Source organism: Shewanella sp. KX20019 (assembly GCF_016757755.1).
GTDB lineage: Bacteria > Pseudomonadota > Gammaproteobacteria > Enterobacterales > Shewanellaceae > Shewanella.
This window is the reverse complement of record NZ_CP068437.1, coordinates 2,748,238-2,770,033: the sequence shown is the minus strand read 5'-3', so window position 1 is coordinate 2,770,033 and position 21,796 is coordinate 2,748,238. Positions and strand designations below refer to the sequence as shown.

14 protein-coding genes are annotated in these 21,796 nt (G+C 44.1%); 12 read left to right on the top strand and 2 right to left on the bottom strand.

Annotated elements, in window-relative coordinates; genetic code table 11:
* Entirely contained in the window at window positions 1–1,476 is a 1,476-nt protein-coding gene (locus JK628_RS12130; protein ID WP_202284787.1) for a TolC family protein, read from the top strand.
* 78 nt (window positions 1,477–1,554) lie between these two features.
* Here JK628_RS12130 and yegS read toward each other — a convergent pair whose 3' ends face one another.
* Window positions 1,555–2,496, bottom strand: coding sequence for a lipid kinase YegS (yegS, locus tag JK628_RS12125; protein WP_237524004.1), 942 nt, complete (start codon window positions 2,494–2,496; stop codon window positions 1,555–1,557).
* A gap of 550 nt (window positions 2,497–3,046) precedes the next feature.
* Here yegS and JK628_RS12120 point away from each other — a divergent pair.
* The 11 genes from JK628_RS12120 to JK628_RS12070 all read left to right on the top strand — a co-directional run bounded on the left by JK628_RS12120 (window position 3,047) and on the right by JK628_RS12070 (window position 20,697).
* Window positions 3,047–4,150, top strand: a complete 1,104-nt coding sequence (locus JK628_RS12120) for an efflux RND transporter periplasmic adaptor subunit (RefSeq protein WP_202284786.1) — start codon at window positions 3,047–3,049, stop codon at window positions 4,148–4,150.
* A 26-nt stretch (window positions 4,151–4,176) separates the two neighbouring features.
* Window positions 4,177–7,260 carry an efflux RND transporter permease subunit gene (locus JK628_RS12115; RefSeq protein WP_272931626.1) on the top strand — a complete coding sequence of 1,028 codons (3,084 nt, stop codon included), beginning with the start codon at window positions 4,177–4,179 and terminating at the stop codon, window positions 7,258–7,260.
* 345 nt (window positions 7,261–7,605) lie between these two features.
* Window positions 7,606–8,742 (top strand): efflux RND transporter periplasmic adaptor subunit, encoded by a 1,137-nt coding sequence (locus JK628_RS12110; RefSeq protein ID WP_202284784.1) that lies wholly within the window; start codon window positions 7,606–7,608, stop codon window positions 8,740–8,742.
* Window positions 8,743–8,778: 36 nt separating this feature from the next.
* Entirely contained in the window at window positions 8,779–11,913 is a 3,135-nt protein-coding gene (locus JK628_RS12105; protein WP_202284783.1) for an efflux RND transporter permease subunit, read from the top strand.
* 297 nt (window positions 11,914–12,210) lie between these two features.
* Window positions 12,211–12,870, top strand: coding sequence for a GntR family transcriptional regulator (locus JK628_RS12100; RefSeq protein ID WP_202284781.1), 660 nt, complete (start codon window positions 12,211–12,213; stop codon window positions 12,868–12,870).
* Between the two features lie 155 nt (window positions 12,871–13,025).
* Window positions 13,026–13,904, top strand: a complete 879-nt coding sequence (gene prpB, locus JK628_RS12095) for a methylisocitrate lyase (RefSeq protein WP_202284779.1) — start codon at window positions 13,026–13,028, stop codon at window positions 13,902–13,904.
* Window positions 13,905–14,076: 172 nt separating this feature from the next.
* Window positions 14,077–15,201, top strand: coding sequence for a bifunctional 2-methylcitrate synthase/citrate synthase (gene prpC, locus JK628_RS12090; protein WP_202284777.1), 1,125 nt, complete (start codon window positions 14,077–14,079; stop codon window positions 15,199–15,201).
* Between the two features lie 257 nt (window positions 15,202–15,458).
* A complete protein-coding gene (gene acnD / locus JK628_RS12085; RefSeq protein ID WP_202284776.1) occupies window positions 15,459–18,065 on the top strand; it encodes a Fe/S-dependent 2-methylisocitrate dehydratase AcnD in 2,607 nt (868 codons plus the stop codon).
* Window positions 18,066–18,386: 321 nt separating this feature from the next.
* Entirely contained in the window at window positions 18,387–19,589 is a 1,203-nt protein-coding gene (prpF, locus tag JK628_RS12080) for a 2-methylaconitate cis-trans isomerase PrpF (protein ID WP_202284774.1), read from the top strand.
* 212 nt (window positions 19,590–19,801) lie between these two features.
* On the top strand, window positions 19,802–20,008 hold the full coding sequence (locus JK628_RS12075; RefSeq protein ID WP_202284772.1) for a cold-shock protein: 207 nt from the start codon (window positions 19,802–19,804) through the stop codon (window positions 20,006–20,008).
* A gap of 398 nt (window positions 20,009–20,406) precedes the next feature.
* On the top strand, window positions 20,407–20,697 hold the full coding sequence (locus JK628_RS12070; RefSeq protein ID WP_202284770.1) for a YkgJ family cysteine cluster protein: 291 nt from the start codon (window positions 20,407–20,409) through the stop codon (window positions 20,695–20,697).
* A 448-nt stretch (window positions 20,698–21,145) separates the two neighbouring features.
* On the opposite strand, the gene JK628_RS12065 is transcribed toward JK628_RS12070, so the two are convergent.
* Window positions 21,146–21,484, bottom strand: coding sequence for a hypothetical protein (locus tag JK628_RS12065; RefSeq protein WP_202284768.1), 339 nt, complete (start codon window positions 21,482–21,484; stop codon window positions 21,146–21,148).
* Window positions 21,485–21,796: the final 312 nt, after the last annotated feature.

Here is a 21,796-nt window from a genome sequence, read left to right as displayed (position 1 = left end):
ATGAATCTTTTAAAACCTGCAGCCCTCGCGGTCGCATTGATGGTCGCTGGCTGTGCCGTTGGGCCAAATTACGAAGTTCCTAGCAGCAACTTAGATAGTGAGTACCTTTTCCAAGGGGCCAATGGTACCGAAGTCGCTCAGCGATTAAAAACAGATGATCACGCTTGGTGGACCAAATTTGATGACCCTATATTGAACCAACTCGTTGTTGATGCTCAAAACCAAGCTATCCCGCTTAAAATTGCGGCTCAACGGATCCGTATGGCGCAGTCTTATCAAAGTACGATTGAATCATTTAAAGTGCCAACGGTTAATGTCGGTGCTGGATTTGGAAACTTCCAAATCAGTGAGAACGATCCTTTAATGGGTCCGGCAACAACAGCGATTAATCCTCTCACTGGTGAAGACTTGGGTCTGATTGATGACAACAACAGCGCTTTCTTTGCTGGTGCGACAATTGCTTGGGAGGTAGATCTTTTTGGCCGCATCGATAGGCAAGCAAATGCTGCATCTATTCGTAAAGAGCAGATGGTCATTATGCGTGAAGGCCTAACCACATTAATTACATCCGATGCTATCCATAACTACTTGCAAATGAGAGGGGCACAAGAGCGAAAAGTTATCGCGTTAAAGACCGCCGATGACCAAGCGCGTACCTTAGAGCTCGTTAAACTGATGGTAAAAAGTGGTTATGGATCAAAACTTGATGAAGCACGGGCTAAAGCGGTATTGGCAGCGACTAAATCAGTGATCCCACAGTTAGATATTGCTGAAAATGTACATAAACAGCGCTTAGCAATATTACTTGGAGAAACACCCAAACAAAGTAATAAACGCTTTGATAGCACCATGCCATTGCCAAACTTTAGCGGGGTGATCCCAATAGGACTACCTGCAGATCTGCTTAATCGTCGCCCAGATATTAAGATTGCAGAGCGAGAAATGGCAGCGCTAAATGAGGAGCGTGCAGCTGCGATTGCTGCGCAATACCCAAAAGTTTTCTTAACGGGTGCGCCCGGGGTATTGGCGAAAGACTTTGATGACTTGTTTAGCAGTGATTCTGTTGCATGGGCTGGCAGCATTGGCGTCAGCTGGAATGTATTTGACGGTGGAAGAGGTGATGCCATTGTTGAAATGCAACAGGCTCGGTTTGATGCCAGTGTGTTGGGTTATCAACAAGCGGTTATTGCCGCATTTGGTGAGGTTGAAACCCTATTGCACGGCTACGGCCAGAGTCAGCAGTATGTGCACTTAGTCAGTGAAGCGGCTGATGAAACGACGGTAGCGGTCGATAAAGCCAAATCGCTTTACAAAGCGGGGTTAAGTGATTACTTGTCTATTTTAGATGCACAGCGTCAACAGAATATGATGCAAGATAGGGTGGTAGCTGCAAAATTACAAACGGCAAATATGACCATCGCTCTGCATAAAGCACTTGGTGGTAATTGGCAATTGGAAAATGTTTCAGCCAATTGATAGATGCTGATCCGTAGATAGCAAAAGCAGCACTAGGTGCTGCTTTTTTTATGGATAATTAACCATGTTAATCTGTTATCAGCCTAAGATCGACGAGCCTTGTGGTAGCACCAAATTAATTGCATTTGGCATAACCGTAAAATGATGTTTAAGATGGGATGTCGGTTCACCGTCCAGGTTTACCGGCAGTGGTTGAGTAGATTCAAAGGTAATATTTTGTACCTGCAAGCGGCTTACGTATTCGCCATCTAAGTTAATGTTGAGCAGTTCATCAATCACCTGCTTTACTGCAGAGCTAGGAAAGTGTTTGACTAAAAGCACATCAAGTAGGCCGTCATTGAGCAAAGCATTTGGTGCCAGTTTTTGCCCACCACCTGCAAGCCTTCCATTACAAATAGCACCAAGTAACCCGGCGCCTTGCTGTTCGATTAACTGACCATCCGCCAGCATGGCAGTTATTTTTCCTTGATAAGGAGTGAAGTTAAGTGCTTGAATTAAACCTGAAATGAAATAGGCTTGGCCGCCTAACAGATCTTTAAGTTCGACAGGGGTCTCTACAGTAATTTGTGCACCAAAACCTGCTGAGGCAACATTGATAAAATGGCGGTCATTGGCTTGTGCCATATCCACTTTATACGCACTACCCGATATCGCTAAGGTTAGCGCTGCCTCAATTTCGGTAGGAATAAGGCAAGCAGTGGCAAAATCATTGGCAGTGCCTAAAGGTAAAATGGCAATTTCAATGTTATCAAGCAAGTGTACCAGTGCTGGCTCTGTGTGCCTTAAGTTCGCAATGGCATCAACTAATTCATTAACTGTGCCATCACCACCGCCAGCGATGATCCTGGCGATATTCCTGCTGGCGGCTTCTCGAACAAAACGTTCTATATCGCCAGCTTCCCAAGTGCAACGGACTTCGATTAGATGCCCTTGTTGTCTTAACATCTGCACGGTTTGCCTTATTAACGGCAAACCAGATTTTTTACCATTAAGGATCAACATTACCATAGTGCTTGTCACCTCTTTCTAGCTCCATAAGCGCGACTATGTTGATAAGTCTAGCATATTAGTCGCAATATTTACGGCGAGGGAAACCTAATCATCTATCTGGCAACTTCGTATCGCTTAACCGTAATAGCGACGTTTTAGTTTACAGTTATTTTATAAATATAATGAATAAATTAACGTGGTTTTTATTTATTGATAGCGGCGAATTTCTATCAATAAATATAACTGGTTGCTATTACTGCTAAACAATTTGGTATTTTTAGGGCTGGATTTTATTTTTAAAATAGATAATTGCTTGCCTTGTAAAGTGAAATATATAGTGACTAGTAAAACCTCCTGTTATTGTCATTGTGTGTTGTAAGAAGAAGCCTCCCGCATAAGAACTTGATAATATCGCGCCATTATTTATTTGTGACTCGTAATTACCAAACTCTAGCGACAACTTAAGTTACTTTAATGTAACTCTAACCATCGCTTTTAAAAGAATTTTCAATTGATATTTATCAATAGAATGTTTCTGTTTGCATTTACGGTGTATGGATCTCATTCTTACGGAGTACTTATGACAATGCTATCTAAACCAATGTTATCAATAACATTGGTTCTTGCTACTGCTTCACTTATCGGCTGTGCCGAGCAACAACCAGAACAGCCAATTAAGCAAACGGTTAGGCCTGTCAAAATAGCGACGGTAGAAAGTGCGGCTGCCAGTGTGCAACGCTCATTCCCAGCCCAAGTTGCCGCAAACGCAAGTACCGATCTTGCGTTTAGAGTATCGGGCCAGATCATTCACCATTATGTTATCGAAGGCGATAGAGTTAAAGAGGGGAGCTTAATCGCTGCATTGGACCCAACCGATTTTGATATTTTGTTGGATAACGCTAAGGCTAAGCATGAACTTGCTGTATCTCAGCATAATCGTAATTCGACATTAGTCCCTAAAGGTCTGGCAACTAAAGCGGAATTTGATACGTCTCGTGCTGAGATGTTGATGGCTAAGGCGCAACTCGATCGCGCCAGTCAAAACCTTAAATATACTAAAATATACGCCCCCTATGATGGCATCGTGGCAAAAATTCACAGTAATAATCATGATCATATCGGCGCGACACAAGCTATCATCGAGTTCCAAAATGATAGCGTGAGTGACATTCAATTTGATCTACCTGAAAAGCTGCTCAATCAGTTTGACCCTGAACAATTTAAATTATTGACCACCCAAGTGGTACTCGATAGCTATCCTAGTAGGCCGCTAAACGCAACGTTTAAAGAGATGCGTAAATCTACAAGCTTAGGCGCATTAAGCTTTAGAGTTACATTGTCAGTTAAAGCTCCGGCAGATATGCGTGTATTGCCGGGTATGAGCGCCAATGTAAATACTGTTTTAGGCGGTGAAAATGACTCAATGAGCAATTTGGTGATAGTGCCAATGAGTGCCTTGTTTAGTCCCGAAACCAATAAGATAGCGGCTGGTGGTAAATACGTTTGGGTGGTTGACAGTAATTACAAAACACATCTACGTGAAGTGTCAGTATTGCGCCTATTATCGGCGGGGGCTGTCATTGACTCTGGCTTAGAAGTTGGCGACAAAGTGGTCACGGCGGGGACTTACCTTATTGCTGAGAATCAACAAGTTAAAGAACTTAAGCGTGAGCGAGGCATATAATGACTTCTGTTTCAAAAGAGCAGTCTATGCCTGAAAATGTAGAAGATGAGTGCCGTAATGGCGGTATTGCTGGCTATTCGATGCGCAACTCAGTGGTGAGTTGGCTGATCATTATGGTGTTGCTCGTTGGCGGTATTCTCGCTTTTAAAGATCTTGGTCGATTAGAAGATCCTGAATTTACGCCACGTTCTGCAATCATCGTCACTTCTTACCCTGGTGCTTCTCCAGAGCAGGTGGAAGAGGAGGTGACTCTACTCATTGAAAATGCACTGCAACAACTGCCGTCAGTAAAATGGATAAAGTCGGTCAGTACTGCTGGCTTGTCGCAAGTCGATGTTATGATGGAGTCTGAGTATACCAGCCTTCACCTGCCGCAGATCTGGGATGAAGTCCGTCGCAAGGTTGGGGACTTAAGAACCTTACCTCCAGGTGCAAGCGAGCCGATGGTCAATGACGATTTCGGTGACGTTTACGGCATGATTTGGGGAATTACTGGTGATGGCTATGAGATGGCTGAAGTTGAGCGCTTTGCCGATCAACTAAGACGTGACGTGGTTACTCTTGAGGGCGTCAGCAAAGTGTCTATCGGTGGGGTTCAGCAGCAGCAAGTGTTTGTTGAGATCTCTAATAGTAAGGTGTCAGCACTAAACATCCCTATCGACCACATCGCGGCGTTGTTACAACAACAGAACTCAGTCTCAAATGCAGGTCGCATCAGGATCCAAGATGATACGGTTAGGCTCTATCCAACGGGTGAGTTTCAGAATATCTCTGAGTTAAGAGATTTAGTGATAAGTCCCGTAGGATCTGAGGCGCGGATCTTACTAGGTGATGTTGCCGAAATAAAGCAAGGGTATATAGAGGTCCCGAGTAAGCTGATGTCGATGAATGGACTGCCTGCGTTGGAGTTTGGTGTGTCATTTATGCCTGGTGAAAACGTCATTGATGTGGGGAGCAGAGTGCAAGCGCATATCGATAGCATGCTTAATAAGCAGCCTGTTGGCATCGAGATGGAGAATATCTATAACCAGCCAGTGCAAGTTGAAAAGTCTGTCGATGGTTTTGTCTGGAGCCTTGTTGAAGCTGTAGCCATCGTCATTGCGGTGTTATTACTAACCATGGGGTTAAAGAGTGGCATCATCATCGGTATTGTATTGATCCTATCGGTGACGGGTACCTTTATCTTTATGGAGCAGTTGGGTATCGATTTACAACGGATCTCACTTGGTGCACTGATTATTGCGCTGGGTATGTTGGTTGATAATGCCATTGTGGTCGTTGAGGGGATCTTAATTGGAATGCAGCGCGGAAAGGACCGTTTCCGTGCCGCGATAGATATTGTTGAACAAACGAAATGGCCGCTACTGGGCGCTACCGTTATTGCAGTGACGGCATTTGCGCCGATCGGTCTATCAGAAGATATTTCTGGAGAACTGGTAGGCACGCTATTTTGGGTGGTATTAATTTCGCTGACTTTAAGTTGGATCACCGCCATTACAACGACGCCATTCTTGTCGGCGATGTTCTTTAAAAATGTAAAGCCAGCCGCTGAAGGTGAAGAGTCTGACCCTTATAAAGGGATGGTATTTACCTCTTATAGAAAGTTCTTAAAAGGCTGTATACGTCATAGAAAGATGACCATGTTGTTATTGGTCATCCTATTGCTAGGTTCAGTTAAAGGCTTTGGCATGTTGAAGAATGAATTCTTCCCGCCAATGAACCTACCTAAGTTTATGGTTGATACTTGGTTACCGTATAATACTGATATTAGAGCAACCGCCGCAGAAATTAAAGCGATGGAGCAGTTGGTATTAACGCACCCGGAGGTCACACAAGTTGCTTCTAGTGTCGGTGGTGGACATGTGCGTTTTATGCTCGCATACAAGCCTGAGAAAACCTATAACAATTACGGTAACCTGATGGTCACCATAAAAGATATGGATAAACTTCTCGATGTTATGCGCGATGTGCGTGGCATGCTTGAAACTAACTTTGCTGGTGCGAACTATAACTTTAAGCGATTTGAAATGGGCCCTGCGCCAGACGGAAGAGTCGAAGCCCGTTTTCAAGGCCCAGATCCGGATGTATTAAGAGCATTGTCTGCCGAGGCTAAAAGCATCATGGCTTCACATGAAGGGGCTACAGCCGTTCGTGATGATTGGCGTGAGCGTACTAAAGTCATGCGTCCGGTATTTAACGTTGAAGCGGCGAGAACATTAGGGATTAGTAAGTCTCAAGTTGATAGTGTTTTGCTAGCTAACTTTTCTGGTCGCAGTGTTGGTTTATATCGTGATGGTTCAGATCTCATGCCCATCGTTGTTCGTCCACCAAAAGCGGAGCGTACCGATATTGACGGCGTCATGGAACTGCAGATCTGGAGTAATCAACTCAATGAATACGTCAGTTTATCGCAAGTAGTGCACCGCTTTGATATTGACTTTGAAGATCCTGTAATAATGCGCCGCGATAGAATGCGCACCATTATGGCGATGACAGATGAGGACCAGATGGGTTCATTAACAACAGCTGCTGTACAGAAGTCATTTATGGCTGAAGTGGAAGCGATTGAACTGCCAGAAGGTTACAGCATGCATTGGGGGGGTAAGCATGAAACTTCAGCAGATGCTCTGGTTGCACTGGGTGAGAAGCTCGGTGGCGGTTATCTAGTGATGATTTTGATCACTGTTTTACTGTTCAGCTCATTTAGGGATGCGGCGGTTATATGGACTGTGGTGCCATTTGCGATAATTGGTGTCGTTGTCGGGCTTTATACTGCAGATATGCCATTTACCTTTTTGGCGTTGCTTGGCACCATGAGCTTAACGGGGATGCTGATCAAGAACGCTATCGTGTTGGTTGAAGAGATTAAACTTCAAATTAAAGATGGCAAAGAGGATTATTTAGCGGTGATCGACGCTTCAGTCTCTAGGGTTCGCCCTGTAAGCATGGCGGCTGTGACCACGGTGCTTGGTATGATCCCACTGATCAGCGATGGTTTCTTTCAAGCAATGGCGGTAGCCATGATGGCAGGTCTTACTTTTGCGACCATCCTGACCTTGATTGTTACGCCTGTGATGTACACGGTTATTCATCGAGTTCGTGCTCTGTAAATAACCTATGCCCATCTTCAGGCTGGATGGGCATTAACCCGCACACTAGAACGTTAGTGTGTGGGTCTTCTATTTTTATTACCGAAAATGTCTCACTTCCGCCCTAATTCCACACGAAAAGTTAACTCTCCTAATATTCTAGCGTTACAAAGTGATTTTAATATTGATAATTTGTTTTATTGATCTGTATTAGGTTATTTCTAAATTTAAATTGTAGGGCGAATATACCCGTATTGTTACGAGTATGCCTTTTTGTTGAGGAGAGTATATTGACGTCAAATTATCTCGTTGAATCTCTAATTTCATAAATTAATTGAAATTAGAGAGCTGAACCAAAGGTACGTCATGAAAAAATATTACTCGCTTACTCTTATCGCTGTTGGTATTAGCACCGTATTACTCAGTGGGTGCACTGAACCGCAGGCATCGCCCAATGCCGCTAAGCCGTTACCTAGTGTCGAAACCATCTCCCTTTCCACAACTGCAATCACCCCCTATTTTGATTTTATTGGACGAACTGTTGCTGTCAGCGATGTCGATATTATCCCTCGTGTTGGCGGCGAGTTGGTTGCTGTGCATTTTAAAGATGGTGACCTAGTTGAAAAAGGTGATCTGCTTTACCAAATCGACCCTCGAGTTTATCAAGCAAAGTTAACGTCAGCTGAAGCCACTCTAGCAATGGCTAAGGCAAATGTAGTGATGGCATCAAGTAATGAAAAACGAGCTAAAAAGCTGATTAAAGACAATAGTATTAGCGAAATGCAATATGACACGGCTATCGCCGACTACGCCACCGCGATGGCGGTAGTTACAGAGGCGGAGGCAGCAGTCACCTCAGCTGAATTGGAGCTTGGGTTTTGCTATATCTATGCTCCGTTATCAGGGCGCGCTGGCTTCAGTGCATATCGCGTCGGCGATCGTGTCACCATCGCAGTCAAAAACCGCTTGGTTTCAATTGCACAAGTAGATCCAATCCACTTCAATTTTGATATTGATGAGAAGCTTTACCGCAGGATCCGTTCAGGTGTTGATAAGGCCACGGCTAAAAATCAGGTTGTTGACCCAGAATTGACGCTGCAACTGTCAGACAACTCTATCTATCCAGAAAAGGGCGAGATCTATGCCGTTGGCAACATGGTCAATCCCGATAGTGGTTCAATCAATATACAAGCCAGTTTTAACAATGATGACTACTCATTGATCCCGGGTGAACACGGCATGCTTAACGTTAAGTTTTCTAACCAGACTATTAATGGTGTCCTGGTGCCTTTATCTGCGTTACAGCAGAACCAAGCGGGAGACTTTGTCATGGTGGTAAACAGTGAAATGGTGGTCACTCCTCGTTATATCGAACTCGGTCAGCGATATGGTATCAATCAACACGTGATTGAAGGCTTGCAAGCGAATGAACGTATTGTCGTTAAAGGCTTACAAAAAATCCGCGCTGGTGTGACCGTAAATGATATAGCGCAAGCAAACTAAGAATAAGCCTTTTAATTTAGTTAGGAACTAGCAATCATGCTTAGCAAGTTTTTTATCTACAGACCCAAGTTTGCGTTGGTGATTTCACTTACGCTTACCTTGCTTGGGATCATCGCGCTACAGGTAATGCCCGTTGCGGAGTACCCACAGATCTCACCTACCGTGGTTACAGTGAGTACAGTCTACCCGGGTGCCAGTGCTGACGTTGTAAAGAAGACCGTCGCCCAACCGATTGAAGCAAAGGTAAATGGCGTTGAAGAGATGACTTACATGTCATCCAATATTGGTAACGACGGTTCATACCGCTTAAAGGTGACCTTTGGTATTAATACTGACGGTGATATGGCCCAAGTTAGAGTTAACAACCTTGTTAACCAAGCTAAATCGTCACTGCCGAATGAAGTCAATCAGATTGGCGTCACCGTTAAGAAGCAGTCATCGGACATATTGGGGGTGGTAACACTGCGTTCGCCAAATGCGACCTATGACAGTATTTTCTTATCTAACTATGCCGATCTGTATATTTCCGATCGATTAAAACGCTTAGCGGGCATGTCTGATATTACCTTGCTAGGTAAGAAAGCTTACTCAATGCGTATTTGGCTTGATCCGACTTCACTATCAAGTTTAAACCTGACTTCATCTGATGTGATCGCTGCTATTCGTAGCCAGAATATGCAAGTTGCAGCGGGTAAAGTCGGTGGAATGCCAGCCCCTAATGACTTGCAGTTTCAATATGTACTGCAAGCAAAAGGGCGTTTAGGCTCGGTAACAGAGTTTGAGCAAATTATTGTACGAGCCAATAAAGACGGTTCGGTTATTCGCTTGAAGGATGTTGCGCGTATCGAACTCGGTGCTGAAAGTTATGACGCTGATGGCACCATCAATAACCAACCAGCGGCGGTGTTGGCGCTTTATCAACTGCCTACTGCTAATGCTCTGGACACTATGGCTGGCGTAAAAGTAGCGATGCAGGAGTACAGTAAAGACTTCCCTGATGATTTGGCCTGGGATATCTCTTATGACTCAACAGAATACGTTGAAGCCTCTATTCATGAAGTATATGAAACACTGCTCATCGCTGCGATTCTCGTGGTGATGGTGGTTTATATCTTCTTGCAAAACTGGCGAGCGACATTTATTCCTACAATAGCGATCCCGGTGTCAATTATTGCTACCTTTGCAGTAATGCAAGCGATGGGAATGTCTATCAACACCATCTCTTTGTTTGGCTTGATTCTGGCCATTGGTATTGTAGTAGATGATGCCATCATTGTGGTTGAAAACGTTGAACGTATTATCCATGAAGAACACATGGCACCGATCCCCGCGACCATCCAAGCGATGAAAGAGGTCACTGGGCCTGTATTGGCTACCACTCTTATCTTGCTAGCGGTATTTGTGCCGGTTGCACTGTTACCGGGGATCTCTGGTGCCATGTTTAACCAGTTTGCGGTTACCATTTGTGTTTCTGTGCTTATCTCTGCAATAAACGCGTTGACCTTATCTCCAGCATTATGCGCATTGATCTTAACCGATAAACATCAACAGCCGATCGCTCCCTTAAGAGCCTTTAACCGAGGATTTGAAAAGCTGACCAACCGATACCAGCACTTAGTCGGTTTTTTAAGTCGCCGTTTATTGATCACAGGTTTTGCCTATTTGCTGCTATCTGGATTTCTTGGTTACTTGTTTGCAACCCTGCCAACCGCTTTTGTACCTAATGAAGACAAAGGTGCGGTAATGGTCGAAGTTAGGCTACCCGATGCCGCCTCTTTACAGCGTACAAGTCCGCTGGTATCAGCATTTACTGAGCAGCTTATGGCGCTTGATGGTGTGAAAGACGTTATTGGTGTGAGTGGATTCTCTATGATCAATATGGCATCTATTCCGAATTCAGGCATGATGATCATTAAGCTTGATAACTGGAGCGAACGTAAAACGCCAGCATTACACCAACAAGTGTTAATGCAGCAAATTCGCGCCATTGTAAACTCAGATCCTGAAGCCATTGCACTGGTATTTGCAACTCCTGCTATACGCGGCATGGGCGCTGTTGATGGTTTTAACCTCGTTGTCGAAGATACCCTAGGTCGCTCACCAAAAGAGCTAGCGACGGTAACACAATCATTTGTGAAAAATATTAACGGCTTACCTGAAGTCGCTCGTGCATTCTCCATATTTAGAGCAAATGTACCGCAACGTTTTATCGATGTTGACCGTGATAAAGCGATATCTATGGGTGTGCCGTTGGATGAAATATTTTCAACACTACAAACTCAATTGGGCAGTTCCTACGTTAATGACTTCAATATGCTAGGCAAAGCATACAAGGTAAAAGTACAAGCTGAACAGCAATATCGCGACGATGAAAATGACATTGGTAACCTGTATGTCCGTGCGAGTAGTGGTGAAATGGTGCCATTATCAACACTGGTAACAGTAACGCCATTCTTCGGTCCCGATACCTTGTCCAACTACAACTTATTTGGTTCAGCGACAATTAATGGTGTGCCAGCATCTGGCTTTAGTTCTGGTGATGTGGTGGCCGCAATCGAGTTGTTAGCGAACGAAGAGCTACCGGCGGGATACACTTACGAATGGTCTGGTATGACTTATCAGGAACAAAAAGCGGGTAATGCAGCACCAATTGCTTTTGCTTTGTCATTATTGTTTACCTATCTGTTCTTGGTAGCGCAGTACGAAAGTTGGACTATTCCAGCAGCTGTATTGATGGCCGTTCCAATTGCTATTTTAGGCGCGATGGGCACACTACTGCTTATGGGCACTCCTTTTGACCTGTATGTGCAGATTGGGGTGGTGATATTAATTGGTATGTCCGCTAAGGTCGCCATTTTGATTGTTGAGTTTGCCAAGACGCTGCGAGAAGAGAAGGGGATGGGGATTGTCGAATCGGCTGTAGAAGCTGCAAGATTACGCTTTAGAGCGGTATTGATGACTGCGTTCGCCTTTATCTGGGGCGTATTCCCGCTGGTTATTGCATCGGGTGCTGGCGCTGAGTCGCGTCACTCATTAGGCTATGCCGTATTCGGCGGGATGATATTGTCGACAGTTGTTGGTGTGGTACTCGTGCCTGCATTTTTTGTGGCGATGCAAACGCTGCGGGAGAAATGTAAACCACAAGAGCAGGATAACAAGGTGATCATTTAGTGCAGTAGACCTTGTTTTTTAGCCTTAGTATGCTAGGTAACTTTCTGTATTAGTTGCTAATTCAGTTAATCTAAAGGTCAAGCCTCTGAGGTTTGGCCTTTTTTTGTTACCGTTCTTATAATAAATGTTTGATGGTTTTATGTGGCAATAAAAATTGCCTTCCCCTTGTTGCAGTACAGAAACCGTCCGTTTTACTTTACTGTTACTTTGTCGACAATTTTGGGTGGAAGTGTTGACTAGATCACATAATAGCGCTAAATTGTCGACAATCCTTTTAGTAGAACACATCGATGGTTTATGACATTTTTCACCGAACAGCCTGTAACGTCAGCGGATAAGACCTTTTTTCAACTTCGTAAAGATATTGTAGAAGGCGCTATATTGGCGGGATCTAAGCTAAGTGAAACAGAGTTGTCGACAAAATATGCGGTGAGTCGCGCGGTGATCCGCGAAGCAATTAATCGTTTAGAAGCCAGCCACTTAGTTGAACGCAAAGCTAACGTCGGTGCCAGAGTGGTGACTCTAACACCCGAAGGGCTGATAGAGCTATACCAGGTTCGTGAATCACTCGAAGGTATGGCTGCACGCTTAGCCGCACAAAATATGACCGATCATGAAATAGCCGATCTGCAATCGTTACTCAACTCCCATTTCGAAAAGGTCCAATCAGGACAGAGCTATTATCAAGAAGCGGGTGACGTTGATTTTCATTACCGCATTATTGTTGGCAGCAAAAATAAACATCTTATCTCGATGCTTACCGATGGTATTTACCATCTGGTACGCATGTATCGTGTGCAACTTGGTATGAGTGGACCGAGAGTTACCACGGCTTTTGATGAACATAAACACATAGTGCAAGCGATTTGTAATCGTGATGCAGAGCTGGCTGAGATGCTAATGCGCCGTCATATCTTGTATTCAAAATCGAGTATCGAGAGCAAGCTTTTAAACTAAATAGCGAATTTAATACAAACGCTAACCGTTAACACATAAAAACATAATCAATAGACAGTTAAATAACAATATCATTTTCACAGAGCGCAGCTTGTATAAGCTTTAATAGAAGTTGTTTATACAAGCTGTGTGAGCCCAAAGAAAAGGAACAGCACATGAGCGCAGGTAAGAAGTTTCGCGAGGCATTAGTTGCCAATCGTCCACTACAGATTGTCGGTACTATCAATGCCTATTCAGCAATGATGGCTAAAAAAATTGGTCATCAGGCCATTTATTTATCCGGTGGCGGCGTTGCAAATGCATCGTACGGTTTACCTGACTTGGGCATGACGTCACTTAATGATGTGATTGTTGATGTTCAGCGCATCACTTCGGCTTGTGATCTGCCTTTATTAGTTGATATCGATACGGGGTGGGGTGGCGCGTTCAATATTGCCAAGACTGTGCGTGATATGGAGAAAGCCGGCGCTGCAGCGGTACATATGGAAGATCAAGTAGCGCAAAAGCGTTGTGGTCACCGTCCAAACAAAGAGATTGTTACAACAGCAGAGATGGTTGACCGTATTAAAGCCGCCGTTGATGCACGTACAGATCCTGATTTTTTCATCATGGCGCGCACAGATTCGTTTGCACAGGAAGGTCTTGAAGCGGCGATTGCACGAGCTAAGGCCTATGTTGCTGCAGGAGCTGATGGTATTTTTGCCGAAGCGGTTAAAACTGAAGAGCATTATCGTGCCTTTGCTGATGCGCTGGATGTGCCAATTCTTGCCAATATTACAGAGTTTGGCCAAACAGAGTTGTGGAATAAAGATCAATTAGGAGAGTGGGGTGCCTCTATGGTGCTTTACCCGTTAAGTGCTTTTAGAGCAATGAATAAAGCCGCAGAGATGGTTTACACCTCGATTCTTGAAAAGGGTGATCAAAAGGCAGTCGTGGACTCAATGCAAACACGTATGGACCTCTACGATTATCTCGGTTATCACGACTATGAGCAGAAATTAGATAGCTTGTTCGCTGAAGGTAAGAACCTCTAATTAGTATGAATAATGGCTGTCTTTAAGGCAGCCTCCACAAACCTTACAACTTATGTCGGGCGTTAAACCTCGCAAGCTTGAGGCTCTGAACATAAGCGAAAAATTATAAAAATGCGGGGTTTAGCATATCAAGTTAAGCCACCAGCAATACAAATTGAAAAGGAATACTGTCATGGTTGATAAAAAATTGAGTGGTGCGGGTCTTCGTGGTCAAAGTGCAGGTGAAACAGCTCTTTGTACCGTTGGTAAATCGGGTTCAGGTTTGACCTATTGTGGTTATGATGTATCAGACCTAAGTGAAAATGCCACATTTGAAGAGGTCGCATACCTACTTTTTAATGGCGAACTGCCAAACCAAGCCCAGCTAGATCACTACAAAACAGCACTTTTTGCTCTGCGTGATCTTCCGCAAGCATTAAAAGAGGTGCTGCAACGTATTCCTGCTGATGCTCACCCTATGGATGTGATGCGCACAGGCTGTTCTTTCTTAGGCAATTTGGAACCAGAGAACGACTTTAGTGAGCAAAATAACTCTGCCAACCGCTTGTTAGCCGCGTTCCCGGCAATCATGTGTTACTGGTACAAGTTCTCTCATGAAGGTGTTGAGATCGATTGTGTTACTGATGAAGCCACGATTGGCGGTCATTTCTTACACCTGCTTAATGGCAAAGCGCCATCAGAGCAGCATCGTCGTGTAATGGATGTCTCACTTATTCTTTATGCCGAGCATGAGTTTAATGCCTCAACCTTTACCGCACGAGTTTGCGCATCAACCTTGTCAGACATGTATTCCTGCATTACGGGGGCTATCGGTACTTTACGTGGTCCACTGCATGGCGGAGCTAATGAAGCAGCAATGGAGATGATCCAAAAGTTCAGTTCTCCAAGCGATGCAAAAGAGCAAATGGCGGGCATGTTGGCACGTAAAGAGAAGATAATGGGCTTTGGTCATGCTATCTACCGTACATCGGATCCACGTAATGTGATCATTAAAGCATGGTCTGAAAAGTTGGCTAAAGAGAATGGCGACACGTCACTGTATGACATCTCTGTAGCGTGTGAAGAGTTTATGTGGGATAGCAAGAAACTATTCTGTAACGCTGATTTTTTCCATGCATCGGCTTATCACTTTATGGGCATTCCAACTAAGTTGTTTACCCCGATATTTGTCTGTTCACGCCTTACGGGCTGGGCGGCACACGTGATGGAACAACGTACTAACAATCGTATTATCCGTCCAAGTGCCGATTACACTGGTAGTGAGCCTCGTAAGGTTGCACCTATCAGTGAAAGATAGTCATAGTAAACAGTTTTAGGCGCAGTGAACAACTGCCTTAAAGCTACTTTAGTTGTTAATAAATAATGATATTTAGTTGTAGTAAAAGTTTGATGGAAGTTTTTTGCTGACCTAGAACCTAGAACCTAGAACCTAGAACCTAGAACCTAGAACCTAGAACCTAGAACCTAGAACCTAGAACCTAGAACCTCTAATACTCGAGCCTAAAACTTCCAACCTTTAAAGCTAGATATTTTATTTTTGAAGTGGAACGCCTTATGAATACGACCTACCGTAAACCTTTACCGGGTACCAAACTCGATTTTTTTGATACAGAAGCTGCAGTCAACGCGATTAGCCCAGATGCGTTTAAAAAATTGCCATATTGTTCTCGTGTCTATGCCGAGAACTTAGTGCGTCGCTGCGATCCTGAAACCTTAACTGATAGCCTAAAGCAGATCATTGAAGGTAAGCGAGATTTAGATTTTCCTTGGTATCCGGCCCGAGTCGTATGTCATGATATTTTGGGGCAAACGGCGTTAGTTGATTTAGCTGGCCTGCGTGATGCTATTGCAGAGAAAGGCGGCGATCCTTCAAAAGTTAACCCTGTGGTGCCAACTCAACTGATTGTTGATCATTCGTTAGCAGTAGAGCACGCAGGTTTTGAGAAAGACGCGTTTGAGAAAAACCGTGCCATTGAAGACCGCCGTAATGACGACCGTTTTCATTTCATTAATTGGACCAAGACCGCTTTTAACAACATTGATGTGATCCAGCCTGGTAACGGCATCATGCATCAAATCAACTTAGAGAAGATGTCGCCTGTTGTACAAGCGCGAGATGGCGTTGCATTTCCCGATACATTAGTGGGCACCGACAGCCATACACCCCATGTTGATGCTCTAGGCGTTATCGCTATTGGTGTTGGTGGGCTAGAAGCCGAAAGCGTCATGCTGGGGCGCCCATCTTATATGCGATTACCCGATATTGTCGGCGTGGAGCTGGTGGGTAAACGTCAAAGCGGCATCACAGCAACTGACATTGTACTGGCCATTACCGAATTTTTACGCGAAGAAAAAGTTGTTTCAACCTACCTTGAGTTCTTTGGTGAAGGTGCTGCCAATCTAACATTGGGTGATAGAGCGACGATCTCAAACATGACGCCAGAGTTTGGTGCCACAGCGGCGATGTTTTATATCGATGATAAGACCATCGATTATCTAAAACTAACTGGCCGTGACGATAAGCAAGTTAAACTGGTTGAAACCTATGCAAGACGTGCAGGCCTGTGGGCTGATACGTTAACAGAGGTTGAGTATGAGCGCATACTGCATTTTGACTTATCAAGTGTCGGACGTAATATTGCTGGACCATCAAATCCACATCGCCGTGTATCGACTAGCGATCTTGCCGAAAAGGGAATTAGCGGCGTAGTCGAAAATGAAGAAGGCTTAATGCCCGATGGTGCATGTATTATTGCAGCTATCACAAGTTGTACCAACACCTCTAATCCACGTAACGTCATTGCAGCAGGGCTTATTGCGCGTAATGCCAACGCTAAAGGCTTAACCCGTAAACCTTGGGTGAAGACGTCATTGGCACCGGGCTCAAAAGCGGTGCAACTTTATCTTGAAGACGCCAACCTGCTTACAGAGCTTGAAACTCTTGGTTTTGGTATTGTTGGATTCGCCTGCACTACCTGTAATGGCATGAGCGGTGCGCTTGACCCTGTTATTCAACAAGAAGTGATAGAGCGTGATCTATACACTACTGCAGTGCTTTCGGGTAACCGTAACTTTGACGGCAGAATTCACCCCTACGCTAAACAAGCATTTTTAGCATCACCGCCGTTAGTTGTGGCGTATGCCATTGCAGGTACGATTCGCTTTGATATCGAAAATGATGTGCTTGGCACTGATGCTGAAGGCAATGCCATTATGCTTAAAGATCTGTGGCCATCGGATGAAGAGATTGATGCGGTTATTGCACAGAGCGTAAAGCCTGAGCAGTTCCGTAAAGTCTACGAACCCATGTTTGATATTAAAGTTGAATATGGATCTGATAACAACCCGCAGTATGATTGGCGTCCACAAAGTACCTATATTCGTCGCCCTCCCTATTGGGATGGGGCACTTGCGGGTGAGCGTAAAATGAAGGGGATGCGTCCACTGGCCGTGCTTGGCGACAACATTACCACCGATCATTTATCACCGTCGAACGCGATTATGTTAGACAGCGCAGCGGGGGCATATTTAGACAAGATGGGTCTGCCAGAAGTTGACTTCAACTCCTATGCAACGCATCGCGGCGATCATTTAACCGCGCAACGTGCTACTTTTGCTAACCCAAAGCTTTTTAATGAGATGGTCACTAAGTTAGGTAAAAATGGTGAAGTTGAAGTGAAGCAGGGCTCTTATGCGCGGATTGAACCAGAAGGTACGCAGTCACGAATGTGGGAAGCGATTGAGACCTATATGGAGCGTAAACAGCCGCTTATCATCATCGCTGGCGCAGACTATGGCCAAGGTTCAAGCCGCGACTGGGCTGCCAAGGGGGTTCGTTTAGCGGGTGTTGAAGTGATTGTCGCTGAAGGCTTTGAGCGCATCCACCGTACCAACCTCGTTGGTATGGGCGTGTTGCCACTTGAATTTACTAAGGGTGAAAACCGTCATACCTATCAAATCGATGGTACGGAAACCTATGACGTGATTGGCGAACGCACACCTGGTGCTGCGCTAACCGTGATTATGACGCGTAACAATGGTGATACAGTTGAAATAGCAGTCAAGTGTCGATTGGACACTGCTGAAGAGGTGTCAATCTATGAAGCTGGCGGGATCTTACAGCGCTTTGCTCAGGACTTTTTAGAGTCGACTGTTAATTAGAGAATCATTAATTTAATAAAGATATTACAGCAATATAGGCTACGCATATTGCAAAGTAGATGAGGCGCCGCAAGTACATCCTTGTAGGCGCTGCGGTGTCCGATAACGTCTATGTTGAAATGCCAACTCGAGATCCTTCTCTTGTGCGCAGTGTATTTCAGGGGACTGAAATTTCGCCATGACACCAATGCTCATCTTCATGGCAATATTAAGCGCTTTTAAAGGTCGTTAGGCTTGCTCGTAATAATCTCATTTCATTCGATGCTAGTGACAACATATAACCGACGCTTTAAAAAAAAAGTAATTTAACGGTAACCTCATATGACAAATAAAAAAGTACACTTACCCCAGATTAAAGTGCCAGCCACTTATATGCGCGGCGGCACCAGTAAAGGCGTGTTTTTCAATCTAACGGAGCTTCCATTTGCAGCTCAGGTAGCAGGTAAAGCACGAGACTCGTTGCTACTTCGGGTGATCGGCAGTCCAGATCCTTATGGCAAGCAGACCGATGGTATGGGCGGGGCAACCTCAAGTACCAGTAAAACTGTCATTGTGGCCAAGAGCACTGTAGCTGATCACGATGTGGATTATCTTTTTGGCCAAGTCGCTATCGATAAAGCATTTGTCGATTGGAGCGGTAATTGTGGCAACTTGTCTGCAGCAGTTGGCTCATTTGCCATCAGCAGTGGATTGGTTGATAGCAGCCGCATCCCTGAAAATGGCATCGCAGTGGTTAGGATCTGGCAGCAGAATATCAGCAAAACCATTATTGCCCACGTGCCAATCACTAATGGCGAAGTCCAAGAAACCGGTGACTTTGAACTCGACGGTGTTACTTTTCCTGCAGCTGAAGTACAGGTGGAGTTTATCGACCCTGCCGATGGCGAAGGAGCTATGTTCCCGACTGGCAATTTAGTTGATGACTTAATGTTACCTGAAGATATTGTTCCTGCTGGTATGCTAAAAGCCACCATGATTAATGCAGGTATTCCGACGGTGTTTGTTAACGCAAAAGATCTCGGTTACAGCGGCGCTGAGCTACAAGAGGCGATAAACAGTGACCCTAACGCGTTAACAATGTTTGAAACTATTCGTGTTTATGGCGCCGTGCAGATGGGACTGATAAGCCATATTGATGAAGCTGCAGGACGCCAACATACTCCTAAGGTTGCCATTGTTGCAGAGCCTATTGATTACACTTCATCAAGTGGTAAAGCGATCACTAAAGCTGATATCGACCTAAATGTACGTGCGTTATCTATGGGTAAACTGCATCACGCGATGATGGGGACTGCTGCGGTAGCGATTGGTACTGCCGCTGCGATCCCTGGAACTTTAGTCAGTATGGCTGCTGGTAACGTAGAGCGTGAATCTGTACTTTTTGGCCACCCATCAGGCACGTTAAAAGTGGGTGCCCAAGCAAGTCTTGTTGGTGGGCAGTGGAAGGTAAACAAAGCCGTAATGAGTCGTAGCGCTCGTGTACTGATGCAAGGTTGGGTCAGAGTGCCTAGCGATACACTATAAAATCATATTTAAAGTCTATTATATCATCAGCAAATCTAGTCGAAGTGAGTAAGCAGAACGTGAATTACCATGTTCTGCTTTTTATATCGCATTGCAATCCGCTGAACCTAGGCAATAGGCGCGACACTAATATTCGTGTATTTCATTATTGGGTTATAATGTAAGGGCAATCTATTGCTATGACTTAGCACTATTAAACTAAAGAGATTAATATGAGTAAAGGTATTGTAAAGTGGTTCAACGCGGATAAAGGTTTTGGATTCATCACCCCTGAAGATGGTAGTAAAGATCTTTTTGTTCACCATTCAGAGATTCAAAGTGGTGGTGATTACGCAACACTAAATGATGGTCAAGCTGTTGAATTTGAAGTTGGCCAAGGTCAAAAAGGGCCTTGTGCTAATAAAGTTGTCCCTCTTTAACTCGTCAGCATGTAAAGCGGGACTTTTATTTGTTGTTTGAGTACCGCTTCTGTTCATATTTGAGCAACCGTTGAAACTCCTTATTTTGGCATTGCCGTCTAGGAAATAGTGGCTGTCAAAGTGTGTTTTTGTAGTATGGCTCGCGATCAGGCACTCTAGTTAAATGACCTAATTAACCCTGCTAAAGATTTTGAAGGTGGTGAAACATGCTTTCAGGTCAATGTAAATGATGTCTGCAAAGTAGGAGAACTCGTTGTCAATGTAGACGTAACTATGCTCGCAGGTAACCTATTGTTCTGCACTTCTTAGCATAGTGGGGAGCTCACACGCCACTTAAGTCAATTTCATAATTTGTTTAGTTGGGGTAAAATGCGCAATTATTCTTTTTGATGACACCCATGACGATAAATATTAAAAATGTACCGGAAACGGAAATTACCTGTTCAAACTGTCAGGCTTGCTGCTGCCGTTTAGAGGTTTTTCTTCTTACCGATACAGGTGTTCCTGAAGAGCATATCGCTGTCGATAATTGGGGCGGTGAAACGATGTTGCGTTTAGAGGATGGTTGGTGTGCTGCGTTAGACCGTGAGACGATGATGTGTTCCATTTATGAGAATCGACCTTGGGTTTGTAGAGAATTCGAAATGGCATCTTATGAATGTAGTGTTGAAAGAGAAGCAATGCTATAGCTTAATATCAATAAAAAATAATGGCCATCGTAAAATTTTGACGGCCATATTAGTGCTTATATCGCTGAAGATTTAGACGCTGCTTTTTTCGCCGCTTTAGCAGCTTTCTTTTCTTTTGCTGTTAAAAGTGGCTGTTTTTTAACAGCCTTTTTACTGTCTTGTCCTTTACTCATAATACATTCCACCTTCTTATGTGTTAGACCCAAAGCCAGTAAAAACCAACCTTAGGGCTTTAGCTCCTGATGACTTTGACTATAAATGCCGTTCGTTATGCATCCATTTCAGTATGGTCTTGTTGAAGTCCAATTAACAGGGCTACCTCAATTTGAGCGTCTTTAACCAATGAGCATTTATAGATAATGCACGACTGATTTTCTGAGACTGTGGCGAATAGTTGCTTTCTGAGCCATATATTCCATCTGCGATTATATCAGAGCCTAAATAGAGCCTATTGGCTGATGAAATCACTATTACGGGCAAATTCGATGGCTTCATTACACAGTAGAGCTTTTTGTTCTTTGCTAGCTGCTTTGAACTTGGCCATGTATGCTTCTAACTGATCGTTAGTGCTTTTGGACATTGTCATCTCTTCGATCCCCGCGTTTTTATGCGACATCATCGATTGCCCAACAATAGTACCTTCTATTTGCATGTCATTTTCACTGTAAAAAGTGGTGCAAATCATTAAACTTGCCATACCTATAGCAGCATCAGCTTCAAGGTCCTTAGCAACTGCTGAACTTGCAAAAATACAACTGATCAAGCTTGCCAGTACGATTCTTTTCATTACTTCAACCCTATTCCTATAGCATCAATGGTTTTGATATCTAGATGATAATACAAAGCAAATCTGTCATTTAAAATCTGCTTTAGCCTTGAACTTTAGGCTAGCATGAGTGGTAAAGACTTGGATGTGACCGACAGCAGTTAAACTATTAACAAACTAAAGTGGTGTCTAATTTTGTGTGTGTAGTCACTATTATTAATTGAACAGAACCCGTTATTTGGAGTTAATTGAGTGGGAAAGTTATCGCTAGGCGACATGAAGTATGCAGTGTAAAGGCGAGATGATGCATTTATCCGTATAATTAAACTACCG